The sequence below is a fragment of the Blautia sp. DFI.1.216 genome, assembly GCF_020594215.1.
GTDB lineage: Bacteria > Bacillota > Clostridia > Lachnospirales > Lachnospiraceae > Blautia_A > Blautia_A wexlerae.
Window position 1 is genome coordinate 26,425 of the sequence record NZ_JAJDML010000024.1, and the last position, 18,479, is coordinate 44,903.

Annotated in this window: 15 protein-coding genes, 1 tRNA gene and 1 pseudogene; 15 read left to right on the forward strand and 2 right to left on the reverse strand. The window is 43.5% G+C overall.

Annotation, left to right across the window (positions count from 1 at the left end; genetic code table 11):
• Positions 1-49: 49 nt before the first annotated feature.
• Positions 50-1,150: a DUF362 domain-containing protein gene (locus LJE11_RS10800; protein WP_008703342.1), complete on the forward strand. Its 1,101-nt coding sequence runs from the start codon at positions 50-52 to the stop codon at positions 1,148-1,150.
• 79 nt (positions 1,151-1,229) lie between these two features.
• Here the strand turns inward: LJE11_RS10800 and LJE11_RS10805 are convergent, their stop codons facing one another.
• On the reverse strand, positions 1,230-1,817 hold the full coding sequence (locus LJE11_RS10805) for a cytidylate kinase-like family protein (protein WP_020993942.1): 588 nt from the start codon (positions 1,815-1,817) through the stop codon (positions 1,230-1,232).
• 599 nt (positions 1,818-2,416) lie between these two features.
• Here LJE11_RS10805 and LJE11_RS10810 point away from each other — a divergent pair.
• The 8 genes from LJE11_RS10810 (at position 2,417) to LJE11_RS10845 (ending at position 11,083) form a co-directional block, all read left to right on the forward strand.
• Positions 2,417-3,235 (forward strand): FAD binding domain-containing protein, encoded by an 819-nt coding sequence (locus LJE11_RS10810; protein WP_008703340.1) that lies wholly within the window; start codon positions 2,417-2,419, stop codon positions 3,233-3,235.
• The gene (locus LJE11_RS10815) at positions 3,225-3,692 is read left to right on the forward strand and encodes a (2Fe-2S)-binding protein (protein ID WP_008703339.1); all 468 of its coding nucleotides are present in this window, start codon (positions 3,225-3,227) and stop codon (positions 3,690-3,692) included. The genes LJE11_RS10810 and LJE11_RS10815 overlap by 11 nt, the downstream gene beginning before the upstream one ends.
• Positions 3,693-3,694: 2 nt before the next feature.
• The gene (locus LJE11_RS10820; protein ID WP_020993941.1) at positions 3,695-6,112 is read left to right on the forward strand and encodes a xanthine dehydrogenase family protein molybdopterin-binding subunit; all 2,418 of its coding nucleotides are present in this window, start codon (positions 3,695-3,697) and stop codon (positions 6,110-6,112) included.
• Positions 6,109-7,200, forward strand: a complete 1,092-nt coding sequence (locus LJE11_RS10825) for a DUF6077 domain-containing protein (RefSeq protein ID WP_008703337.1) — start codon at positions 6,109-6,111, stop codon at positions 7,198-7,200. The genes LJE11_RS10820 and LJE11_RS10825 overlap by 4 nt, the downstream gene beginning before the upstream one ends.
• 18 nt (positions 7,201-7,218) lie before the next feature.
• Positions 7,219-8,067, forward strand: a complete 849-nt coding sequence (locus LJE11_RS10830) for a hypothetical protein (RefSeq protein ID WP_008703336.1) — start codon at positions 7,219-7,221, stop codon at positions 8,065-8,067.
• 162 nt (positions 8,068-8,229) lie between these two features.
• The gene (locus LJE11_RS10835; protein ID WP_370793421.1) at positions 8,230-9,807 is read left to right on the forward strand and encodes a Na+/H+ antiporter NhaC family protein; all 1,578 of its coding nucleotides are present in this window, start codon (positions 8,230-8,232) and stop codon (positions 9,805-9,807) included.
• Between the two features lie 174 nt (positions 9,808-9,981).
• A tRNA-Arg gene (locus tag LJE11_RS10840) sits at positions 9,982-10,053 on the forward strand.
• Positions 10,054-10,177: 124 nt separating this feature from the next.
• Positions 10,178-11,083 (forward strand): SH3 domain-containing protein, encoded by a 906-nt coding sequence (locus LJE11_RS10845; protein ID WP_020993940.1) that lies wholly within the window; start codon positions 10,178-10,180, stop codon positions 11,081-11,083.
• 147 nt (positions 11,084-11,230) lie between these two features.
• On the opposite strand, the gene LJE11_RS10850 is transcribed toward LJE11_RS10845, so the two are convergent.
• A complete protein-coding gene (locus LJE11_RS10850; protein WP_008703333.1) occupies positions 11,231-12,475 on the reverse strand; it encodes a polysaccharide deacetylase family protein in 1,245 nt (414 codons plus the stop codon).
• Positions 12,476-12,656: 181 nt separating this feature from the next.
• On the opposite strand from LJE11_RS10850, the pseudogene LJE11_RS10855 reads away from it, so the two are divergent.
• The 6 genes and pseudogenes from LJE11_RS10855 to LJE11_RS10880 form a co-directional block, all read left to right on the forward strand.
• Positions 12,657-13,310 (forward strand): annotated as a pseudogene (locus LJE11_RS10855) (pseudouridine synthase); the annotation flags it as partial.
• Between the two features lie 88 nt (positions 13,311-13,398).
• Positions 13,399-15,357 (forward strand): NAD-dependent DNA ligase LigA, encoded by a 1,959-nt coding sequence (gene ligA / locus LJE11_RS10860; RefSeq protein WP_020993939.1) that lies wholly within the window; start codon positions 13,399-13,401, stop codon positions 15,355-15,357.
• 25 nt (positions 15,358-15,382) lie between these two features.
• Positions 15,383-16,315 carry a homoserine O-acetyltransferase MetA gene (metA, locus tag LJE11_RS10865; RefSeq protein WP_008703328.1) on the forward strand — a complete coding sequence of 311 codons (933 nt, stop codon included), beginning with the start codon at positions 15,383-15,385 and terminating at the stop codon, positions 16,313-16,315.
• A 197-nt stretch (positions 16,316-16,512) separates the two neighbouring features.
• Complete coding sequence (locus tag LJE11_RS10870) at positions 16,513-17,070, forward strand: Uma2 family endonuclease (RefSeq protein WP_008703326.1); 558 nt, start codon at positions 16,513-16,515, stop codon at positions 17,068-17,070.
• A 150-nt stretch (positions 17,071-17,220) separates the two neighbouring features.
• Positions 17,221-17,460 (forward strand): hypothetical protein, encoded by a 240-nt coding sequence (locus tag LJE11_RS10875; protein ID WP_008703324.1) that lies wholly within the window; start codon positions 17,221-17,223, stop codon positions 17,458-17,460.
• A 131-nt stretch (positions 17,461-17,591) separates the two neighbouring features.
• Positions 17,592-18,182, forward strand: a complete 591-nt coding sequence (locus tag LJE11_RS10880; protein WP_008703323.1) for a zinc dependent phospholipase C family protein — start codon at positions 17,592-17,594, stop codon at positions 18,180-18,182.
• Positions 18,183-18,479: the final 297 nt, after the last annotated feature.

Consider the following 18,479-nt stretch of genomic DNA (forward strand, 5'->3'; position numbering starts at 1 on the left):
AAATCAGCAGAAAAATATTCGAATGTAAAGTGTAAAGGATAATCTTGTAATGAACAAAAATGAAATCTATATAAAGAGCGGAACCAATTACAAAGAAATGACAAAGGAACTGCTGGCACAGTGCGGCCTGGCATCTGTAATTTCAGATAAAAAGATGCAGATTGGTATCAAGCCTAATCTTGTATCACCTTCCGAGGCTTCATGGGGAGCTACCACACATCCGGAAATTGTGGCGGGAATTATTGAGTATCTGCAGGAAAACGGATATGGAAATATTGCCATTCTGGAAGGCTCCTGGGTGGGAGATAAGACCATAGAAGCATACGAAGTGTGCGGATATCGTGAACTAACGGAAAAATATCAGGTGCCTTTTTGGGATATGCAGAAAGACAAGGGGATTGAAAGAGATTGCAGGGGGATGAAACTGAATGTCTGTGAACGTGCGGCAAATATCGATTTTCTGATCAATGTTCCGGTATTGAAAGGCCATTGTCAGACAAAGATCACATGTGCATTGAAAAATATGAAAGGATTGATCCCCAATACAGAGAAGCGTCATTTTCATGCGATGGGACTGCATGAACCGATTGCACATCTGAATGCGGGGCTCCATCAGGATTTTGTCGTGGTTGATAACATTTGCGGAGATCTGGATTTCGAGGATGGCGGAAATCCGGTAGTGATGAACCGTATCTGGGCGGGGACGGATCCGGTACTGATCGATTCTTATGTATGTCAGATCATGCATTATACAACGAAAGATGTACCGTATATTGAACTGGCAGAGAAGCTTGGGGTTGGAAGTACTGATCTGAAAAATTCCCGCATCATATACTGTGAGGAAAATGCCCGCAAAGAACTTCCGAAATCAAGAAAAGTGGTAGAACTTCAGGATGCAGTAGAAGAAGTAGAATCCTGCAGTGCCTGCTATGGTTATCTCATCCCGGCTCTGGAAATGCTTAAAAATGACGGCCTTTTCGAGAAACTGGACACGAAAATCTGCATCGGCCAGGGATACCGCGGAAAAACAGGAAAACTGGGTGTAGGTGCATGCACCTGTAAATTTGAACATAACGTAAAGGGATGTCCTCCAACAGAGAATCAGATTTATGATTTCCTGAAGCAGTATATTCTGGGAGAAAATAAATAATATGATATCAGGGTCCCAGGTTCAAAAAGTCGTTCGTGCCTGCATGATAAGACTTTTGAATCTGGAACCCTGTTTGATTTTACAATGCCATCTTTATCATCTGTATAATTTTATCCTGCTCAAATTTACTGCTGTCAAATGCCAGATGATACTGGGAAATATCTTTCCATTTCTTATCTGTAAAGTACTCATAATAAGTACGCCGTTCTTTATCCACTTTCTTAACCAGCTTCTGTGCACTTTTTTCTTCCCGTCCCGTACGCTCGATGACAGTCTGTACACGATACTCAAATGGTGCATGGATAAATACGCTCAGGCATTTATTGTCGAGGATGTGATTGGCGCATCGGCCAACGATCACACAATCTTCTTTCTCAGCAGCATCCAGAATAATCTTTCGCTGAAGATCAAAGAGCACATCATTCATGGGAACAAAGTGAAAATCGCTGTCCATCTGAAGTTCATGGTCAATGGGAAAACGCCACTGGCTGCCACGTTTCTCATCAACCTTGGCAAGCAGATCAAAAGGAATATTCTCTTTCTGAGCTGCAATATCGATCAGCTCTTTGTCATAAAAAGCAAATCCAAGCTCTTCTGCCAGAGCTTTACCGATCAGGCGGCCATTACTGCCGAGCATCCTGTTTATTGTAATCACGCGTTTACTCATAATCAAACCCTCCTTTATGACATCTCTGTTATTGAACGATATAGATTCAGGCGGATATTCGCAAATTGTACCTGTTATCTGCAATTAACAGTGATAAGTCTTTTATTTGTGAACATTATAACATTGATACTTGAAAAAATCCAGTAAAATATATAAAAAACTAAATATATTACGAAAATATTTAGGTACAGTGCACAAAAACGATTCGCAATGAAACAAATGATGCAGTTAATCCGATAATATTTTGAAAAGTGTTTTTTTGGATAGTTTTATCAATAGACACTTTTGGCTACCATATGCTAGAATTAGAGTAATATTTACAGCAAGCAGCAAAGCGGATGATATTGTCCGCCTGACCAGGATTACTGCCGAGACATACAAGCCAAAATTCCATTGCCGCAGGCAATCTGGAATGAATTTTGGCTACGTTACTGAGAACGGAGTGAACAGTAACAAAAATTTATTTATGAATATAGAGGATATTTATAGATTTTTTCTTTAAGCTATGGTATTATATTAAATTGGCTGTCTGACGACAGATCCGAGTCAAAATATTACAAGAGATATGAAAAGTATGTAAGAAAGGGATACGATACATAATGCTGAAAATCAAAAGCTATGTAAAGGTAAACAGTCTGGCGGAAGCTTATGAACTGAACCAGAAGAAAACAGCCCGTATTCTTGGGGGAATGGTCTGGATGAAAATGGGCAACAGAGCAATATCCACAGCGATTGATCTTTCCGGTCTGGGGCTGGATGCGATTTCGGAGAATGATGACGAATTTGTCATCGGATGTATGACTCCGCTTCATGACCTGGAGACAAATGAAGCTCTGAATACCTACACACATGGAGCTATGAAAGAAAGCCTTTGCCACATTGTAGGCGTACAGTTCAGAAACTGTGCCACTGTGGGAGGAAGCATTTATGGAAGATATGGTTTCTCAGATGTTCTGACCATGTTCCTGGGAATGGATACATGGGTAGAATTATATGATGCAGGCCGTATTCCACTGACTGAATTTGTAAATATGAAGAAGGACAATGACATCCTTGTAAATATCATCGTGCGAAAAGAGCCACTTCTTACCTGTTACTTAAGTCAGAGAAACATAAAAACAGATTTCCCGGTGCTGACCTGTGCAGCTTCTGTGATCGGAAATGAGGCAAGGACTGTGATAGGTGCCAGACCTGCACGTGCCATGATCGTGGAAGATAAGAAGCAGATCCTGAAGAATTTCCGGAACATGACAAAAAAGCAGAAGGAAGAGGCGATCGAAGCCTTTGCAGAATATGCGGCAGAGAACGTTCCTACTGCAGGCAATATGCGAGGATCAAAGGAATACAGAACCCTTCTTGTAAAAGTATTGACAAGAAGAGCCTGGGAAGCAGTAGGAGGGATGAAAAATGAATATTAATTTCTGGCTTAACGGAGTGAACCGCCACGCAGAGATCTCCCCGGATACACTGCTGATCGATTTCTTAAGAAAACAGGGCTGTTTCAGCGTGAAAAGAGGCTGCGAAACTGCGAACTGTGGTCTTTGCACAGTTCTTATGGACGGTCGTCCGGTGCTTTCCTGCAGTACACTTGCAGCACGCATTGAGGGAAAGAAAATCGTTACATTGGAAGGAATGCAGAGAGAAGCGCAGGAGTTTGGAAGCTTTCTGGCGAATGAAGGTGCGGAACAGTGCGGTTTCTGCAATCCGGGATTTATCATGAATGTATTTGCGATGCTCAACGAGATCAAAGATCCCACAGAGGAGCAGATCAAAGAATATCTTGCGGGAAATCTGTGCAGATGTTCCGGTTTTGTTTCCCAGACAAGGAGTATCCTGAAGTTCCTGAAATATAAGAAAGCACAGGAGGAAGCATAAAGATGAAATATGTAAATCAACCTGTACGTAAAACAGATGCAATGTCACTGGTAACCGGAAAGCCTGTCTATACAGATGATCTGGCACCAAGGGACTGCCTGATCGTGAAGATACTGAGAAGTCCCCACGCCAACGCCTGGGTGGAAGATATTAAAACAGGTACTGCCGAGAAGGTGGCCGGAATTGCATGTATCCTTACCTATAAAGATGTGCCTCAGAAACGTTTTACCCTTGCCGGCCAGACTGCACCGGAGATGAGTCCGGATGACAGACTGATCCTTGACCGTCATGTACGTTTTGTGGGAGATGCAGTTGCCATTGTTGCGGGTGAGACAGAAGAGGCGGTAGATAAAGCATTGAAGAGAATCCGCGTAGATTACCGCGTGGAGACACCGGTTCTGGATATCCACAAGGCAAAAGATAATCCGATCCTGGTCCATCCGGAGGATGACTGGAAGCTGAAAATCCCTCTTGGCGGAGACAACAAAAGAAACTTATGTGCATCTGCAGTGGAAGAACATGGAAATGTAGATGAAGTTCTGGCAAAGTGTAAATATACTGTAGAGCGCACTTATCATACAAGAGCAAACCAGCAGACTATGATGGAGACTTTCCGCACAGCCTGCTATATGGATCATTTCGGCAGACTGATCGTTCTGTCCTCAACACAGATTCCATTCCATGTGCGAAGGATCGTTGGAAGGGCACTGGACATTCCTGCCTCCAAAGTACGTGTGATCAAGCCAAGGATCGGTGGCGGCTTTGGTGCAAAGCAGACCTCTGTCAGTGAGATCTATCCGGCGATCGTGACCTGGAAAACAGGCCGCCCGTCCAAGATGATCTTCTCCAGATATGAGTCCATGATCTGCTCTTCACCGCGCCATGAGATGGAGATCACAGTACGCGCAGGTGCAGATGAAAATGGTATCATCAAGGCAATTGATCTTTATACTTTGTCCAACACTGGAGCATACGGAGAACACAGTTCTACAACAGTAGGACTCAGCGGTCATAAATCAATCGCTCTTTACAGACATACAGAGGCCCACAGGTTTGCTTTTGATGTTGTCTATACAAATGTGCAGGCTGCAGGTGCCTATCGTGGTTATGGTGCAACCCAGGGTATTTTTGCAGTGGAATCTGCAGTAAATGAGCTGGCACATAAGATGGGAATGGATCCTGTTAAGGTAAAAGAAATGAATATGCCTGTAGAGGGCGGTCCTCTTCCGGGATATCCGGATGTTCCTTATGCACAGAGCTGTTCCATGGACCGCTGTATGGCGCGCGCCAAAGAGATGATGGACTGGGATTCCAAATATCCATGCAGGGATATGGGAAATGGAAAGGTCCGCGGAGTCGGTGTTGCCATGGCTATGCAGGGTTCCTCTATTGCAGGAGTTGACGTAGGCGGCGCAGATATTAAGCTGAATGAAGATGGTTCTTATACACTGGCACTTGGATGTACGGATATGGGAACAGGCTGTGATACCGTTATGGCACAGATCGCGGCAGACTGTCTGAATACACCTATGGACAACATAGTAGTATTCAGCGTGGATACGGATATCTCTCCTTATGATTCCGGTTCCTATGCTTCCGCTACAACCTATACCACCGGTGTAGCGGTTATGAAGGCCTGTGAGGAGCTGAAGAAAAAAATCTGTAAGCTTGGCGCAGAGATGATGGAAGTAGATGAGGGAAAAGTTGATTTTGACGGATCCTGTGTATTCTATGATGAGACACTTGAGATAAGCGATGGGGCAGACGGAAATGCAGCAGGTCATATGACAGATGCAGAAGAGGGCTATAGTGTTGATATGGATGCCATCAGTTCTGAAAATGCCCAGAAGAAAGTTTCATTGGAAGATATTGCATTAAAGAGCACTTTCTTTAACAATATCGAGCTTCAGGTTGTGAAACAGCATTCTTCACCGATCTCGCCGCCGCCGTTTATGGTAGGTATGGCAGAAGTAGAGGTGGATACAGAGACAGGCAGTGTGGATGTTCTGGATTATGTGGCGGTTGTTGACTGCGGTACACCGATCAATCCGAATCTTGCACGTGTACAGACGGAGGGCGGTATTGCACAGGGAATTGGCATGGCTCTCTGGGAAGATGTACAATATACAGATAAAGGTAAGATCCGCAACAACTCTTTTATGCAGTATAAGATCCCAACCAGACAGGATATCGGAAATATCCGCGTGGATTTCGAGTGCAGTTACGAAAAGAGCGGTCCTTTTGGTGCCAAATCCATTGGTGAGCTTGTAATTGATACTCCATGTCCGGCACTGGCTGAGGCAATTTATAATGCAACAGGTGTGCGTCTGACAGAGCTTCCGATGACTCCTGAGAAGATTGCCATGGAGATTTTGAAAAACCGCGAATCCATCCGGTCAGGGACAAAGGTGGAAGAATGAGAGAATTATGCCTTGCCTGTGCAGGTTTTGCCCTGGAATTTATAGTTTTTTATGCAGCAGGCATTGTTCTGGTCCGGATATTGAAAGTAAAAGGGGATTGTTCCCTGACTTTCATACTGGGATATCTGGTTTACTTTGCAGTGTTTGAACTGGTGATCGTACCGATGACACTGAAATGGGTATCCCTGACAGCTGCGGCTTATATATGGGCAGGAATCATGGCTCTGGTTATCTGCGCAGCTGTGATCTGCACAATAAAAAAACAACGGAGAATACGTGCCGGACAAACGGAAACATGCAGTGGAATTTTTGGAAGCATTTCTGAAATATGGAAAAATCACTCTGTGATGATTATCCTTGCAGGTGCCGTAGTATTGCTGCAGTGTCTGATTGTGATCTTTTACGAGGATACAACAGTAGATGCGGCGTATTATGTAGGTACAGTGAGTACTTCTGTATACACAGATACTCTTGGCAGATATAATCCCTTTAACGGAGCAATCCAGAAGGCATTTCAGGCCAGATATGTTTTTTCCGCATATCCGATGCATAATGCAGTGTGGTGCAGACTTCTGGGAATCCATCCCATTGTGCAGGCAAAGCAGGTAATGTCATGTATGAATGTAGTGACTGCCAATCTGATCATTTATCAGATCGGTAAGAGACTGTTTGACGGAAACAGGAAGAAAGCAGATCTGATGCTTGTCTTTGTCTGTGTTTTACAGCTGTTTTGCGGTACGATTTATTCTTCCGGAACTTTTTTCTTTACCAGAAGCTACGAGGGAAAAGCCATCCTTGCCAACATTGCTATCCCTTCAGTTCTCATGTGTGCCGTTTGGTATCTGCAGGAGAAAAACAGCAGGAATGTCTGGATCATATTGTTTGTCACAGCGGTCAGTGCGCTGACATTTTCCGGTTCTGCTATCATCTTTCCGATCGTGATCGCAGCGGGAATGGCTCCGGCGGCAGTTATGAATAAGAGATTTTCGGGGCTGGTATATTGTGCAGTGTGTATGCTTCCGTCGGCATTATATGCAGCTGTATTTTTTGCATGCAGAATCGGTCTGCTGACGCTGGCTGCATCATAATACAGAAAGGAGAAAAAAATGGCAGGTGTAACAATTCAGGAACTGGGACTGCGCTTTGTTGATGCATGTATGAAGCTGTACTGGGGTTCCTGCTGGTATCCTCTTCTGTTTGCTGTAGGACTGATCTGCACACTGGTCCTGGGGAGAAAAAGAAAGTCCGGGATATTTATCGGCTATACAGTATTTCTGCTGCTGACAGTATATAATCCGCTGGTTGTAAAATATCTTATCGCAAAGGCGAAGTTTGAGAATGAATATTACCGGTTTATCTGGATTCTTCCTGTGATCCCGGCGGTTGCCTACTATGGAGTCAGACTTGTGACCGCTTTTAGAAAGACCTGGATAAAAGTTCTTATGGCTGCAGCTGTGCTGACAGGTTTTGTGATCCTGGGAAATCCGCTGGACGGGGTAGTGACCAATTTTGCAATGGCAGAGAATATTTATAAGGTGCCCAATGATCTGCGTGCAGTCTGCGACGTGATCCACCAGAACCAGGAGGATGATTTTCCAAGGGTTGTTTTTGACGGCAGTCTTAACAGTATTGTGCGACAGTATGATGCGGGGATCGCCACTGTAATAAGCAGAAATGCAAGTATCTACAGATCAGGCAGTACAGTGGCGGGAAACTATGATGAGAACAGCAGTTTCTATAAAAGACAGAAAGCATTGCTGGATGTGATCGATTATCATATCTATGAAGATAAAGAAGGGTTTCAGGCTGCGTTGAAGAAATCAAAGACAGATTTCGTAGTAACACAGATCGGGCTGGTTGACCATGATTTTCTGACAGAGTGTGGTTGTGAACTGATCGCACAGACGGAATCCTGCTACATTTACAGATTTGATTATAGTAATCCTCGTAAATAATGCATATTGATCCGGCTCATCAGAGCGTGAAATTCTGCCAAGCTGTTTCAAATGCATTAATTAAGAGGCGTGCTATGATCGAAATATCATATATCTTACAAGAGAAGGAGAAAAGAAATGAAAAGTAACATAAAAAGACTTTCGCTCTGCCTTTCAGCACTGATGCTGCTGATACTGGCAAGTCCGCTGACTGTACTTGCAGCAGAGGAAGAGGTGGCTGCATCTGCGAAATTTTACGGCACATTCTGGTCGTTGGTTCCGCCGCTTGTTGCCATTGCACTGGCACTGATCACCAAAGAAGTATACAGTTCACTGTTTGTAGGAATACTGGTTGGTGCACTGTTCTACTCTAATTTTAATTTCGAAGGAACAATCCTTCATATTTTTGAAGGCGGAATGATCAGCGTTCTGACAGATTCTTATAATATGGGTATCCTGATCTTCCTTGTTATTCTGGGAACCATGGTATGCCTGATGAACAGGGCAGGCGGTTCCGCAGCATTCGGACGCTGGGCCGGTAAGAGGATTAAAAGCAGAGTTGGTGCGGAACTCTCAACCATCATTCTTGGTGTACTGATCTTTATTGACGATTATTTTAACTGTCTGACAGTAGGAAGCGTTATGCGTCCTGTGACAGATAAGCACAATGTGTCCCGCGCAAAGCTGGCGTACCTGATCGATGCCACAGCAGCACCGGTATGTATCATTGCACCGATTTCTTCATGGGCTGCGGCAGTTAGCGGATTTGTAGAAGGAGAGGATGGAATTACCCTGTTTGTACATGCAATTCCCTATAACTTCTACGCACTGCTTACGATCTTCATGATGGTGGCAATGGTTCTTATGAAAGTAGAATTCGGAACAATGGGTGTTCATGAGACAAATGCTTTAAAAGGCGATATCTACACAACACCTGCACGTCCTTATGCAAACGCGGCTGAAGATGAGAAAAGTAATCCGCGTGGCAAGGTGATCGATCTTCTGATCCCGATCGTAAGCCTTGTAATATGCTGCGTAATCGGTATGATCTATACAGGTGGTTTCTTTAGCGGAACTGATTTTGTAACTGCATTTTCACAGAGTGATGCATCTGTGGGACTGGTGCTTGGAAGCTTCTTCGGACTGGTTATCACGATTGTTTTATATCTGATACGTCGTGTTATGAATTTCAGAGACTGTATGGCGTGTATTCCGGACGGATTCAAGGCAATGGTACCTGCGATCCTGATCCTTACTTTTGCCTGGACATTGAAGGCCATGACAGACAGCCTTGGTGCATCTGTATTTGTATCTGCAATTGTTAAAAGCTCTGCAGGCGGGCTGATGAATTTCCTTCCTGCAATTATCTTTGTGATCGGGGCTGTTATCGCATTTGCAACAGGTACTTCATGGGGAACCTTTGGTATCCTGATTCCGATTGTTGTTAATGTATTCTCAGGAACAAATCATGAACTGATGATCATCTCTATTTCTGCATGTATGGCAGGTGCTGTATGTGGAGATCACTGTTCACCGATTTCCGATACAACCATCATGGCATCAGCAGGTGCACAGTGTGAACATGTAAATCATGTCAGCACACAGCTTCCCTATGCAATGGTTGCAGCAGCAGTATCTTTCCTGACTTATATTATCGCAGGATTTGTACAGACAGCATGGATCGCACTTCCGGCAGGAATCATTCTTATGGCGATCACCCTGGTGATCATCCGATTAAAATTCGACGATCTGAAAATGTAAATAAAACCGGGCAGTCAGCACAATGCATGACTGCCCATAATTTTTGACTTGTAACAAAATAATGCATCTTTTGTAACAAAATAAAAAACTTTACTTTTTTCGGTAATTATGATAATATAGACCTTGTATTAAATAAATTATATAAATCCTTTGAAAATCAGATTTTCAAGATACGCGCCTGTAGCTCAGTGGATAGAGCAGTGGTTTCCGGTACCATGTGCGGGGGTTCGATTCCCTTCAGGCGTGCTGCCTGGGACGTATGTACAGTTCCGGTGCGTTGTATCACAGGAGTTATCAGAATCGGGAACTGTCAGAAATCGTATGGCGGCAGTGAACGGAGCAAACGGTAACTCATAAGGAGGACAAGAACTTGGATGATTTTAGAGAATGGTTATCAGATAATCTCCGGTATTTTATGCTGGGTGGAGCTATTCTGATAATTGTGGTTGTCCTGTTTTGCGGCATTCGAGCCTGTTCCGGAAGTAATAAGGGGAATTCCGGAGATGAACAGAAAACCACATCCGAAGACCAGGGAAATGTTCCTTCTTCTCCGATAAGTGAAGGGGAGTCTGACGAGAAGAAAGAAGACGCCAATCCCATGGAAACAGCAGATGCAGATGTTACTGCATTGATTACGAGCTATTATCAGGCTCTGGGGGAAAAAGATATTGCAACGCTGAAGACTCTGGAAGATGATTTTACACCGTCTGATGAGTCAAAAGTCACAAATTTGAAAGATTATATCGAAGGGTATGAAGTAGGCGATGTGTACACGAAGAAAGGTATGACAGATGATTCTTACGTGGTTTACGCCTGTTTCTCGTATATCTGTCAGGGCGTTGAGACCAAGGCCCCTGCACTGACTCAGTTCTATGTATATAAGAACAGCGAAGGAAACTGGGTGATCAATAACGGAGCTTTACAGGATTCTGAGATTTCCGCATATATGGAAAAACAGTTATCAGACAGTGATGTTTCAGCTCTTATAAAGAAGGTGCAGAATGAACTGGATCAGGCACAGCAATCTGATCCGTCTCTTGAAGAATTCCTGAATGGTCTTGGGGAGGAAGCAGGTGTGTCAACAGAGGCAGAAGATGGCACGATGCTTACTGCTTCGGAGGAATGTAATGTACGCGCAGAAGCCAGCACAGATGCTGATATCCTTGGCGTGATCTCAGCAGGTGATCAGGTTCAGAAGACAGGTACTGATGGTGAATGGGTTCAGATTGACTACGACGGTCAGACCGGATACATCAGAGGAGATTTACTTGAATAAAATTGAATATGGAACGTAAAAAATACAGGCGGTTATCCTTGTGGTAACTGCCTGTATTTTTACGTTCCGTTTTTCTGACATTGTTCTTGTCAGCTTCTGCTGGAGATTTTGCTGTTCTTATTACTTTTCGCAACTTCCGCAAGGGATTTACTTGATTCGATTAAATTCACCGTATGTAACTCCTGTCGATAATTCTGTCTGATGCAGGGAAGCCAGTTCGTGCACTGTTACAAGCTGATAGCCTTCTTCGATAAGCTGCGGGATCAGGATCTCGGCTGCATCTACAGAGGTGCTGAAGATATCGTGCATCAGAATAATGGAACCATCTTTTACATTATTCATGACTTCCTCAACCGTAGATTCCACATCCTGCGTTTTCCAGTCCAGAGTGTCAATGGACCACAGAATCATCGGGGTTCCCACAGTTGATTTTACCGTATCATTAACAGATCCATATGGCGGGCGGACCACCGAAGCACCCTCACCTGTAAGATTTACAAGCTGTTCATCCACTCTTGCAATTTCTGAACTGATCTCATCCGAAGAAAGAGTCGCCAGATCCTTATGGTCATAAGTGTGGTTTCCAAGTTCACAGCCCAGTTTTTTCATGCGTTTTACTTCGTCCGGAAAACTGGCAATCTCAGTACCCACCATAAAGAAAGTTGCCTTTGCATTATTTTCTTCCAGACAGTCCAGAAGACGGTCTGTAAAAGAACTGGGACCATCATCAAAAGTAAGGGCAACCGACTTCTTTGCCGTAGATGTACCGGACTTGTCAGAGGTAGCTGACTTATCTGAAGATTTCTTCTTCGAGGATTTTTTCTTTGGCGTATAACCTTTCAGAGAACCATCTGTATCCAGTTCATAAGTTTTCTTATCTATTATCACAGTCCCTGTCTGCAGAATGCCATCCATATCAAAATAATACCGCTTCTTTCCGATATCTGTCCAGCCTGTCTGCATAATACCGGTCTCATCCATATAGTACTGTTTCCCGTCTGTATCTGTGAACCATCCTGTGTATGGTTTATCATCCACCAGAAACATCCAGTTACTTCCGCTGGAAGCCCAGCTGCCCTCTGATGCCTCAGGCGAGATATCAGTGCTTAATGCAGGACCGCCCGGAGAAGTTTCAGATGAATCTGAAGAAGTGCGTCCAAACAGTTTCCCGGAAGAAGAATCCGTAAAATTATCATTGCTATCAGTCAATGTTTCCTCAGAAGTAAACTCCGCAGAATCCTGATCTTCTGACACGAAAGCTCCGGCATCGCTGATGGCATCTGCCTGTGAAGTCACAGCGGAAGAACGGGTGAAAATTCCTCCAAGTATCAGACACAGAATAACAGAAAGTGCGATCAGCCACCGGTTTGTACGTGGTAAATGATCTGACATGAAAGCCTCCTTTTTGATAAAATCAGTGACAAAAAAGATATCCTGTCATTCGATATCATACAATAAAATCTGACAAAATACAAGGCGATTCCCCATTCCTGCCCTTTTGAAAAAAATTCCAGAAAAATTCCATCAAAATTTCACCGTTGATAAGATGTACAAAAAATTATATAATAGAACAATGGACGAAAAAATCAGAATAAACAAATATTTAAGCGAGGCAGGCATATGCTCCAGACGGGAAGCCGACCGGATGATCGAAGAGGGAAGGATTACGGTAAACGGAAAAAAAGCAGAAAGCGGCCAGAAAGTCAGCCTGGAAGATGAGATCTGTGCAGACAATATACCTGTCCATAAAAATGAAAAAAAAGTACTGCTTCTTTTTAACAAACCCAGAGGGATCGTGTGCAGTACAAAGCAGCAGTTTGATGAGACGACGGTAACAGATTATCTGGATTATCCTCTGCGTGTTTATCCTGTGGGCAGACTGGATAAAGAATCACAGGGCCTTCTCCTTCTGACAAATGAAGGAGATCTGGTCAATAAGATCATGCGCGCCGGAAACTATCATGAGAAAGAATATTTTGTGACAGTGAATAAGCCGGTGGACAGGGAATTTGTCCGAAGGATGAGCAAGGGAGTCCCTGTTCTTGATACGGTGACCAGACCATGCAGAGTGGTGCAGACAGGAGAATGCAGCTTTCGGATCATTCTGACACAGGGACTGAACCGGCAGATCCGCAGAATGTGCCGGTATCTGGGATATGAGGTACAGAAGCTGAAAAGGATCAGGATCATGAATCTGACTCTGGACGGGATCAGAGAAGGCGAATACAGAGAGATCACAGCACAGGAGTGGGAAGAACTGAACCATTTACTGGAATCTTCCACAAGTGAAACAGTGATCAGAACAGGAGAACAGAATGGAAACAGCAGCGATCATGCGAATGAAAGAGCTGGTGCAAAAGCTGGACAGGGCAGCAAAGGCGTATTACCAGCAGGATACAGAGATCATAAGCAACAGAGAGTACGATCAGATGTACGACGAGCTTCAGGCTCTGGAGAAAGAAACAGGCACTGTTCTGGCAAACAGCCCAACCGTAAGCGTAGGGTACGAGGCAGTTGACCAGCTTCCAAAAGAAGAACACGAATCCCCCATGCTGTCTCTGGACAAGACTAAGGACAGAGAAGTTCTGAGGGAATTTATCGGGGAACACAAAACGCTTCTGTCATGGAAGCTGGACGGACTGACGATCGTTCTTACCTACGAGAATGGAGGACTTGCCAAAGCAGTTACACGTGGAAACGGTGTGACAGGAGAGGTTGTCACCAATAATGCCAGAGTATTTAAGAACGTTCCTCTTAAAATCCCGTATCAGGGAAGACTGGTGTTGCGTGGGGAAGCGATCATTACCTATTCGGACTTTGAACGGATCAATGAATCCATAGAAGACGTTGATGCGAAATACAAGAATCCGAGAAACTTATGCAGCGGTTCTGTCCGCCAGTTAAACAATGAGATCACAGCCCGCAGGAATGTGCGTTTCTACGCATTTACGCTGGTAAGCGCCGACGGGGTTGATTTCCATAATTCGAGAGCCCGGCAGTTTGAATGGCTGAAAGAACAGGGATTTGATGTAGTGGAATACAGGACAGTCACAGCTTCAACGCTGGATGAAGCCATGGAATATTTTTCAACTGCGATCACTGAGAATGATTTTCCGTCGGACGGATTGGTTGCTCTTTATGATGATATTGCATACGGAGATTCCCTTGGAAGAACAGCGAAATTTCCCAGAAATGCTTTTGCATTCAAATGGGCAGATGAGATCAGAGAAACCCATCTTCTTGAGATCGAATGGAGCCCGTCAAGAACAGGGCTGATCAATCCGGTGGCTGTTTTTGAACCGGTTGAGCTGGAGGGAACCACTGTGAGCCGCGCCAGCGTACACAATGTGAGCATTCTAAAAGAATTGCAGCTTGGTATCGGGGATACGATCACTGTATATAAAGCAAATATGATCATTCCGCAGATTGCAGAAAACCTCACACGCAGCAGTAAACTGGAAATTCCGGATACCTGCCCTGCATGTGGCCATGGAACACAGATACAGAAGGTAAATGATGTGGAGGCACTTTACTGTACAAATCCTGACTGTGCCGCAAAGAAGATCAAATCCTTTGCACTTTTTGCAAGCAGGGATGCCATGAACATTGACGGACTGTCAGAAGCAACACTGGAGAAATTCATTGCAAGAGGCTTTATTCATGATTTCGGAGATATTTTTGAGATTGGAAAGCATCGTGATGAGATCGTGGAGATGGACGGATTCGGGGAGAAATCCTTTGAGAACCTGATGACCAGCCTTGATAAAGCTAAGGAGACTACTCTTGCGAAGGTGATCTACAGCCTTGGAATCGCCAATATCGGTCTTGCCAATGCAAAAGTGATCTGCAGGCATTTTGATGATGATTTGGAGAAGATCCGCCATGCAGATAAAGAGGAGATCAGCTCTATTGATACCATCGGACCGGTAATTGCCGGAAGTCTGACTGATTATTTTTCAAACGAGGATAATAACAGAAAACTGGATCATCTGATGAGCCATCTGACTGTTAAGAAAGAAGAAAAGACAGGTGAGCAGATTTTCCGGAACATGAATTTCGTTATCACAGGAAGTGTGGAGCACTTTGCAAACAGAGCACAGGCAAAGGAATTTATTGAGTCTCTGGGAGGCAAGGTGACCGGATCAGTAACATCGAAGACGAACTACCTGATCAATAATGACACAACTTCCAATTCTTCAAAGAATAAAAAAGCCAAAGAACTGGGAATTCCAATCCTTTCGGAAGAAGATTTCCTGAAGATGGCACAACAATAAAATAATAAGAACAGGAGATAAGATAATGCCAATTAAAATACAGAGCGATCTGCCAGTAAAAGAGATTCTGGAAAAAGAAAATATTTTCGTGATGGATGAGTCACGTGCATCCCATCAGGATATCCGCCCCATTCAGATCCTCATTCTGAACCTGATGCCTCTGAAAGAGGAGACAGAGCTTCAGCTTCTGCGTTCCCTTTCCAACACACCGCTGCAGGTAGATGTCACCTTTATGGCAGTACAGAGCCATGAAGCGAAGAATACATCTGTGAGTCATCTGAATAAATTTTATCAGACATTTCCGGAACTGAAAAATAACAAATATGATGGAATGATCATCACAGGTGCTCCTGTAGAGCAGATGGAATTCGAAGAGGTAGACTACTGGAAGGAACTGGTAGAGATCATGGACTGGACAAACACCCATGTTACCTCCACCATTTATCTGTGCTGGGCTGCACAGGCAGGACTCTACCACCACTATGGACTGAAAAAGCGCAAACTTAATAAGAAGATGTTCGGTCTTTTCTGGCATAAAGTGATGAATCGTAAGATTCCGCTGGTACGCGGATTCGACGATATGTTCCTTGCACCTCATTCCAGACATACGGAAGTTCCCATCGAGGATATCCATAACTGCAAAGAGCTGACAGTGCTTGCTGAATCCGATGAAGCAGGGCTTTTCCTTGCAATGGCAGACGGCGGCCGCAAGATCTTTGTAATGGGACATCCTGAATATGATCGTGTGACTCTTGACGGTGAGTACAAACGTGATGTCAGCAAAAACCTGCCCATCGAAATCCCGGAGAATTATTACAAAGACAACAACCCGGAAAACAGACCGCTTCTTATGTGGAGAGCACATGCGAACAACCTGTATACAAACTGGCTGAATTACTATGTCTACCAGTCAACTCCATTCGACCTGTATGGAACACCGGATTTCAGCGAGATCTAAAGGGTTTGCGAGAAGTTCAATTTCACTATCTTACCGTATTTTTACGCATCTTTGTGAAAAATGGTGTCAAAATGGTGTCAAACCTGAACAGTAACCGGATATCTATATTCGTTTTGTCAGAATCAAAAACAGGTTGCTGAACAGACATAACCTATATTATAATGTACATATAACCAAACTCACTTGGAGGTGATAATATGCCATTACTTGAAGAGGAATATAGAAAAGAAGAGAAGATTAATGGTGTAATCTATGATATGTCACCATCACCAAATTATCAGCATGGGCTTGTAGATGGTAATATTTATCGAATCATATCAACCGGTTTACAGGGAACACTGTGTTTAGCATTCATGGAGAATCTGGATTATAAATATCATGCACAGGAGAATAATGATTATGTGATACCAGATGTGATGATTATATGTGACCGTAAGCATTTGAAAGGTGGTTCCTATACTGGTACACCCAGATTTATTGTGGAAACTCTTAGCCCGGCAACAGCATTAAGAGATATGACTGTGAAGAAAGAAATTTACCAGGCAGCAGGTGTAGAAGAGTATTGGATCATCTCACCGAAAGAAAGAGCAGTACAGATTTATTATCTTGAGGATGGTAAATATGATTTGAAGTATAGCTATATCTTGCAGGATGATCCAGAAGAAGAACATTATAATGCAGATACAGTGGTGACACTGAAAGATTTTCCGAAAATCTCCATGACATTAGCAGAGATGTTTGAGAATGTAGAATAATCACAATTTAATATGAGCAGCATGAAAGCCCTCGGGAGTTAATCCTGGGGGGCTTTTGGTATAGCCAAATCCGTTGAAGTATGTTATTATATGCATCAGTTCTCAGAATCGGGAATATTCAGTTGAGATAAGAAAGGACACAACAATCATATGAACATAGGAAACAATATAGGAAATATCATGAAGATCACAGGCGCATGGAACACCTTTAAGAGCAATCATCCCAAGTTCCCGGCATTCTGTCAGGCAGTTTCACGCAAAGGGCTTAAAGAAGGAAGCATCATTGAAATTGCGATCACCACTCCTGAGGGAGAGAAGATAGAGACAAACCTGAAAGTAAAGGACAGTGACCTGGAATTACTGAAACAGTTGTCTGACCTGAAAATGTGAAAAAGTTTACAAAAATTTTATTTGAATAACAGGTATAAATCTGCTATAGTATTCTATGTTGGTTAAGTTGATTATTATTCGTTCCCATATATAAGAATGATAGGTTCTCAAAAGAAAGAAGAGGAAGAAAATTGCGTAAAAAATCACATATTTTATTAGCAAGATACCTTGCGGATCAGATGCAGACCACAGTAAGCCTGCAGTCTCACAGAAAGGCTTTCTGTCTGGGCAGCATTCTGCCGGATATCAAACCGTCCTTTATCACCAGAAGACACGAGTTCTACGGAACATTTGAAGATGTCAAGAACCGGATGAAAGAACTGACAGATATCAGACCGGATGAGAGTAACCAGAGAGTTTACTGGCGTCGGTTCGGCGAAGTGATCCATTATATGGCGGATTATTTTACCTTTCCTCATAACAAAACATATACAGGAAGCTTCAGCCAGCATAATCATTATGAGAAAGTACTTAAGAACAGACTGAAAGAATGTATACAGCAGGGAGAAGCGCATGCATATCTGGAACCGGCCATCCGCTTCGCAGATTTCTCCACCCTGATCGATTATATCGAAGCTACTCATGAGAAATACCTCAACAAGCTCCGCAGCGTGGAAGAGGATATCCGCTTTATCCTGAATATGTGTTTTCAGGTAGTGCAGGGACTGATACAGATCTGCATTGGTAATAAGAACTTTGCAGGAGCCATTCAGGCAGCCTGACAGAGATACGCTAAGAATACAGGAAGGCTGTGTGGAAATCATATCCGCACAGCCTTCCTGCATTCTGAAACATATCTTCCTCACTGCTTGTTGCTTTTCGCAACTTCTGCAGGGGGACTTACTTGATTCGGTTAAAATGTGACAAAAAAATGAATTTTGGTCAAATCTGGAATTTACCTGCCCTGAGCTGTTGATTTCAAAAAATGATTATGCTAGAATAAAACAGGTTAATATTTCGGGATAATTCACTTATGAAATAACATAATAATGTGAAAAGTAATTTAGACAGTATGCCCT

Bases quoted from the DNA above. Each gene is read 5' to 3' on its own strand.
- LJE11_RS10800 (WP_008703342.1), top strand. From the start codon at position 50: ATGAACAAAAATGAAATCTATATAAAGAGCGGAACCAATTACAAAGAA.
- LJE11_RS10805 (WP_020993942.1), bottom strand. From the start codon at position 1,817: ATGAGTAAACGCGTGATTACAATAAACAGGATGCTCGGCAGTAATGGC.
- LJE11_RS10810 (WP_008703340.1), top strand. From the start codon at position 2,417: ATGCTGAAAATCAAAAGCTATGTAAAGGTAAACAGTCTGGCGGAAGCT.
- LJE11_RS10815 (WP_008703339.1), top strand. From the start codon at position 3,225: ATGAATATTAATTTCTGGCTTAACGGAGTGAACCGCCACGCAGAGATC.
- LJE11_RS10820 (WP_020993941.1), top strand. From the start codon at position 3,695: ATGAAATATGTAAATCAACCTGTACGTAAAACAGATGCAATGTCACTG.
- LJE11_RS10825 (WP_008703337.1), top strand. From the start codon at position 6,109: ATGAGAGAATTATGCCTTGCCTGTGCAGGTTTTGCCCTGGAATTTATA.
- LJE11_RS10830 (WP_008703336.1), top strand. From the start codon at position 7,219: ATGGCAGGTGTAACAATTCAGGAACTGGGACTGCGCTTTGTTGATGCA.
- LJE11_RS10835 (WP_370793421.1), top strand. From the start codon at position 8,230: ATGCTGCTGATACTGGCAAGTCCGCTGACTGTACTTGCAGCAGAGGAA.
- LJE11_RS10850 (WP_008703333.1), bottom strand. From the start codon at position 12,475: ATGTCAGATCATTTACCACGTACAAACCGGTGGCTGATCGCACTTTCT.
- ligA (WP_020993939.1), top strand. From the start codon at position 13,399: ATGGAAACAGCAGCGATCATGCGAATGAAAGAGCTGGTGCAAAAGCTG.
- metA (WP_008703328.1), top strand. From the start codon at position 15,383: ATGCCAATTAAAATACAGAGCGATCTGCCAGTAAAAGAGATTCTGGAA.
- LJE11_RS10870 (WP_008703326.1), top strand. From the start codon at position 16,513: ATGCCATTACTTGAAGAGGAATATAGAAAAGAAGAGAAGATTAATGGT.
- LJE11_RS10875 (WP_008703324.1), top strand. From the start codon at position 17,221: ATGAACATAGGAAACAATATAGGAAATATCATGAAGATCACAGGCGCA.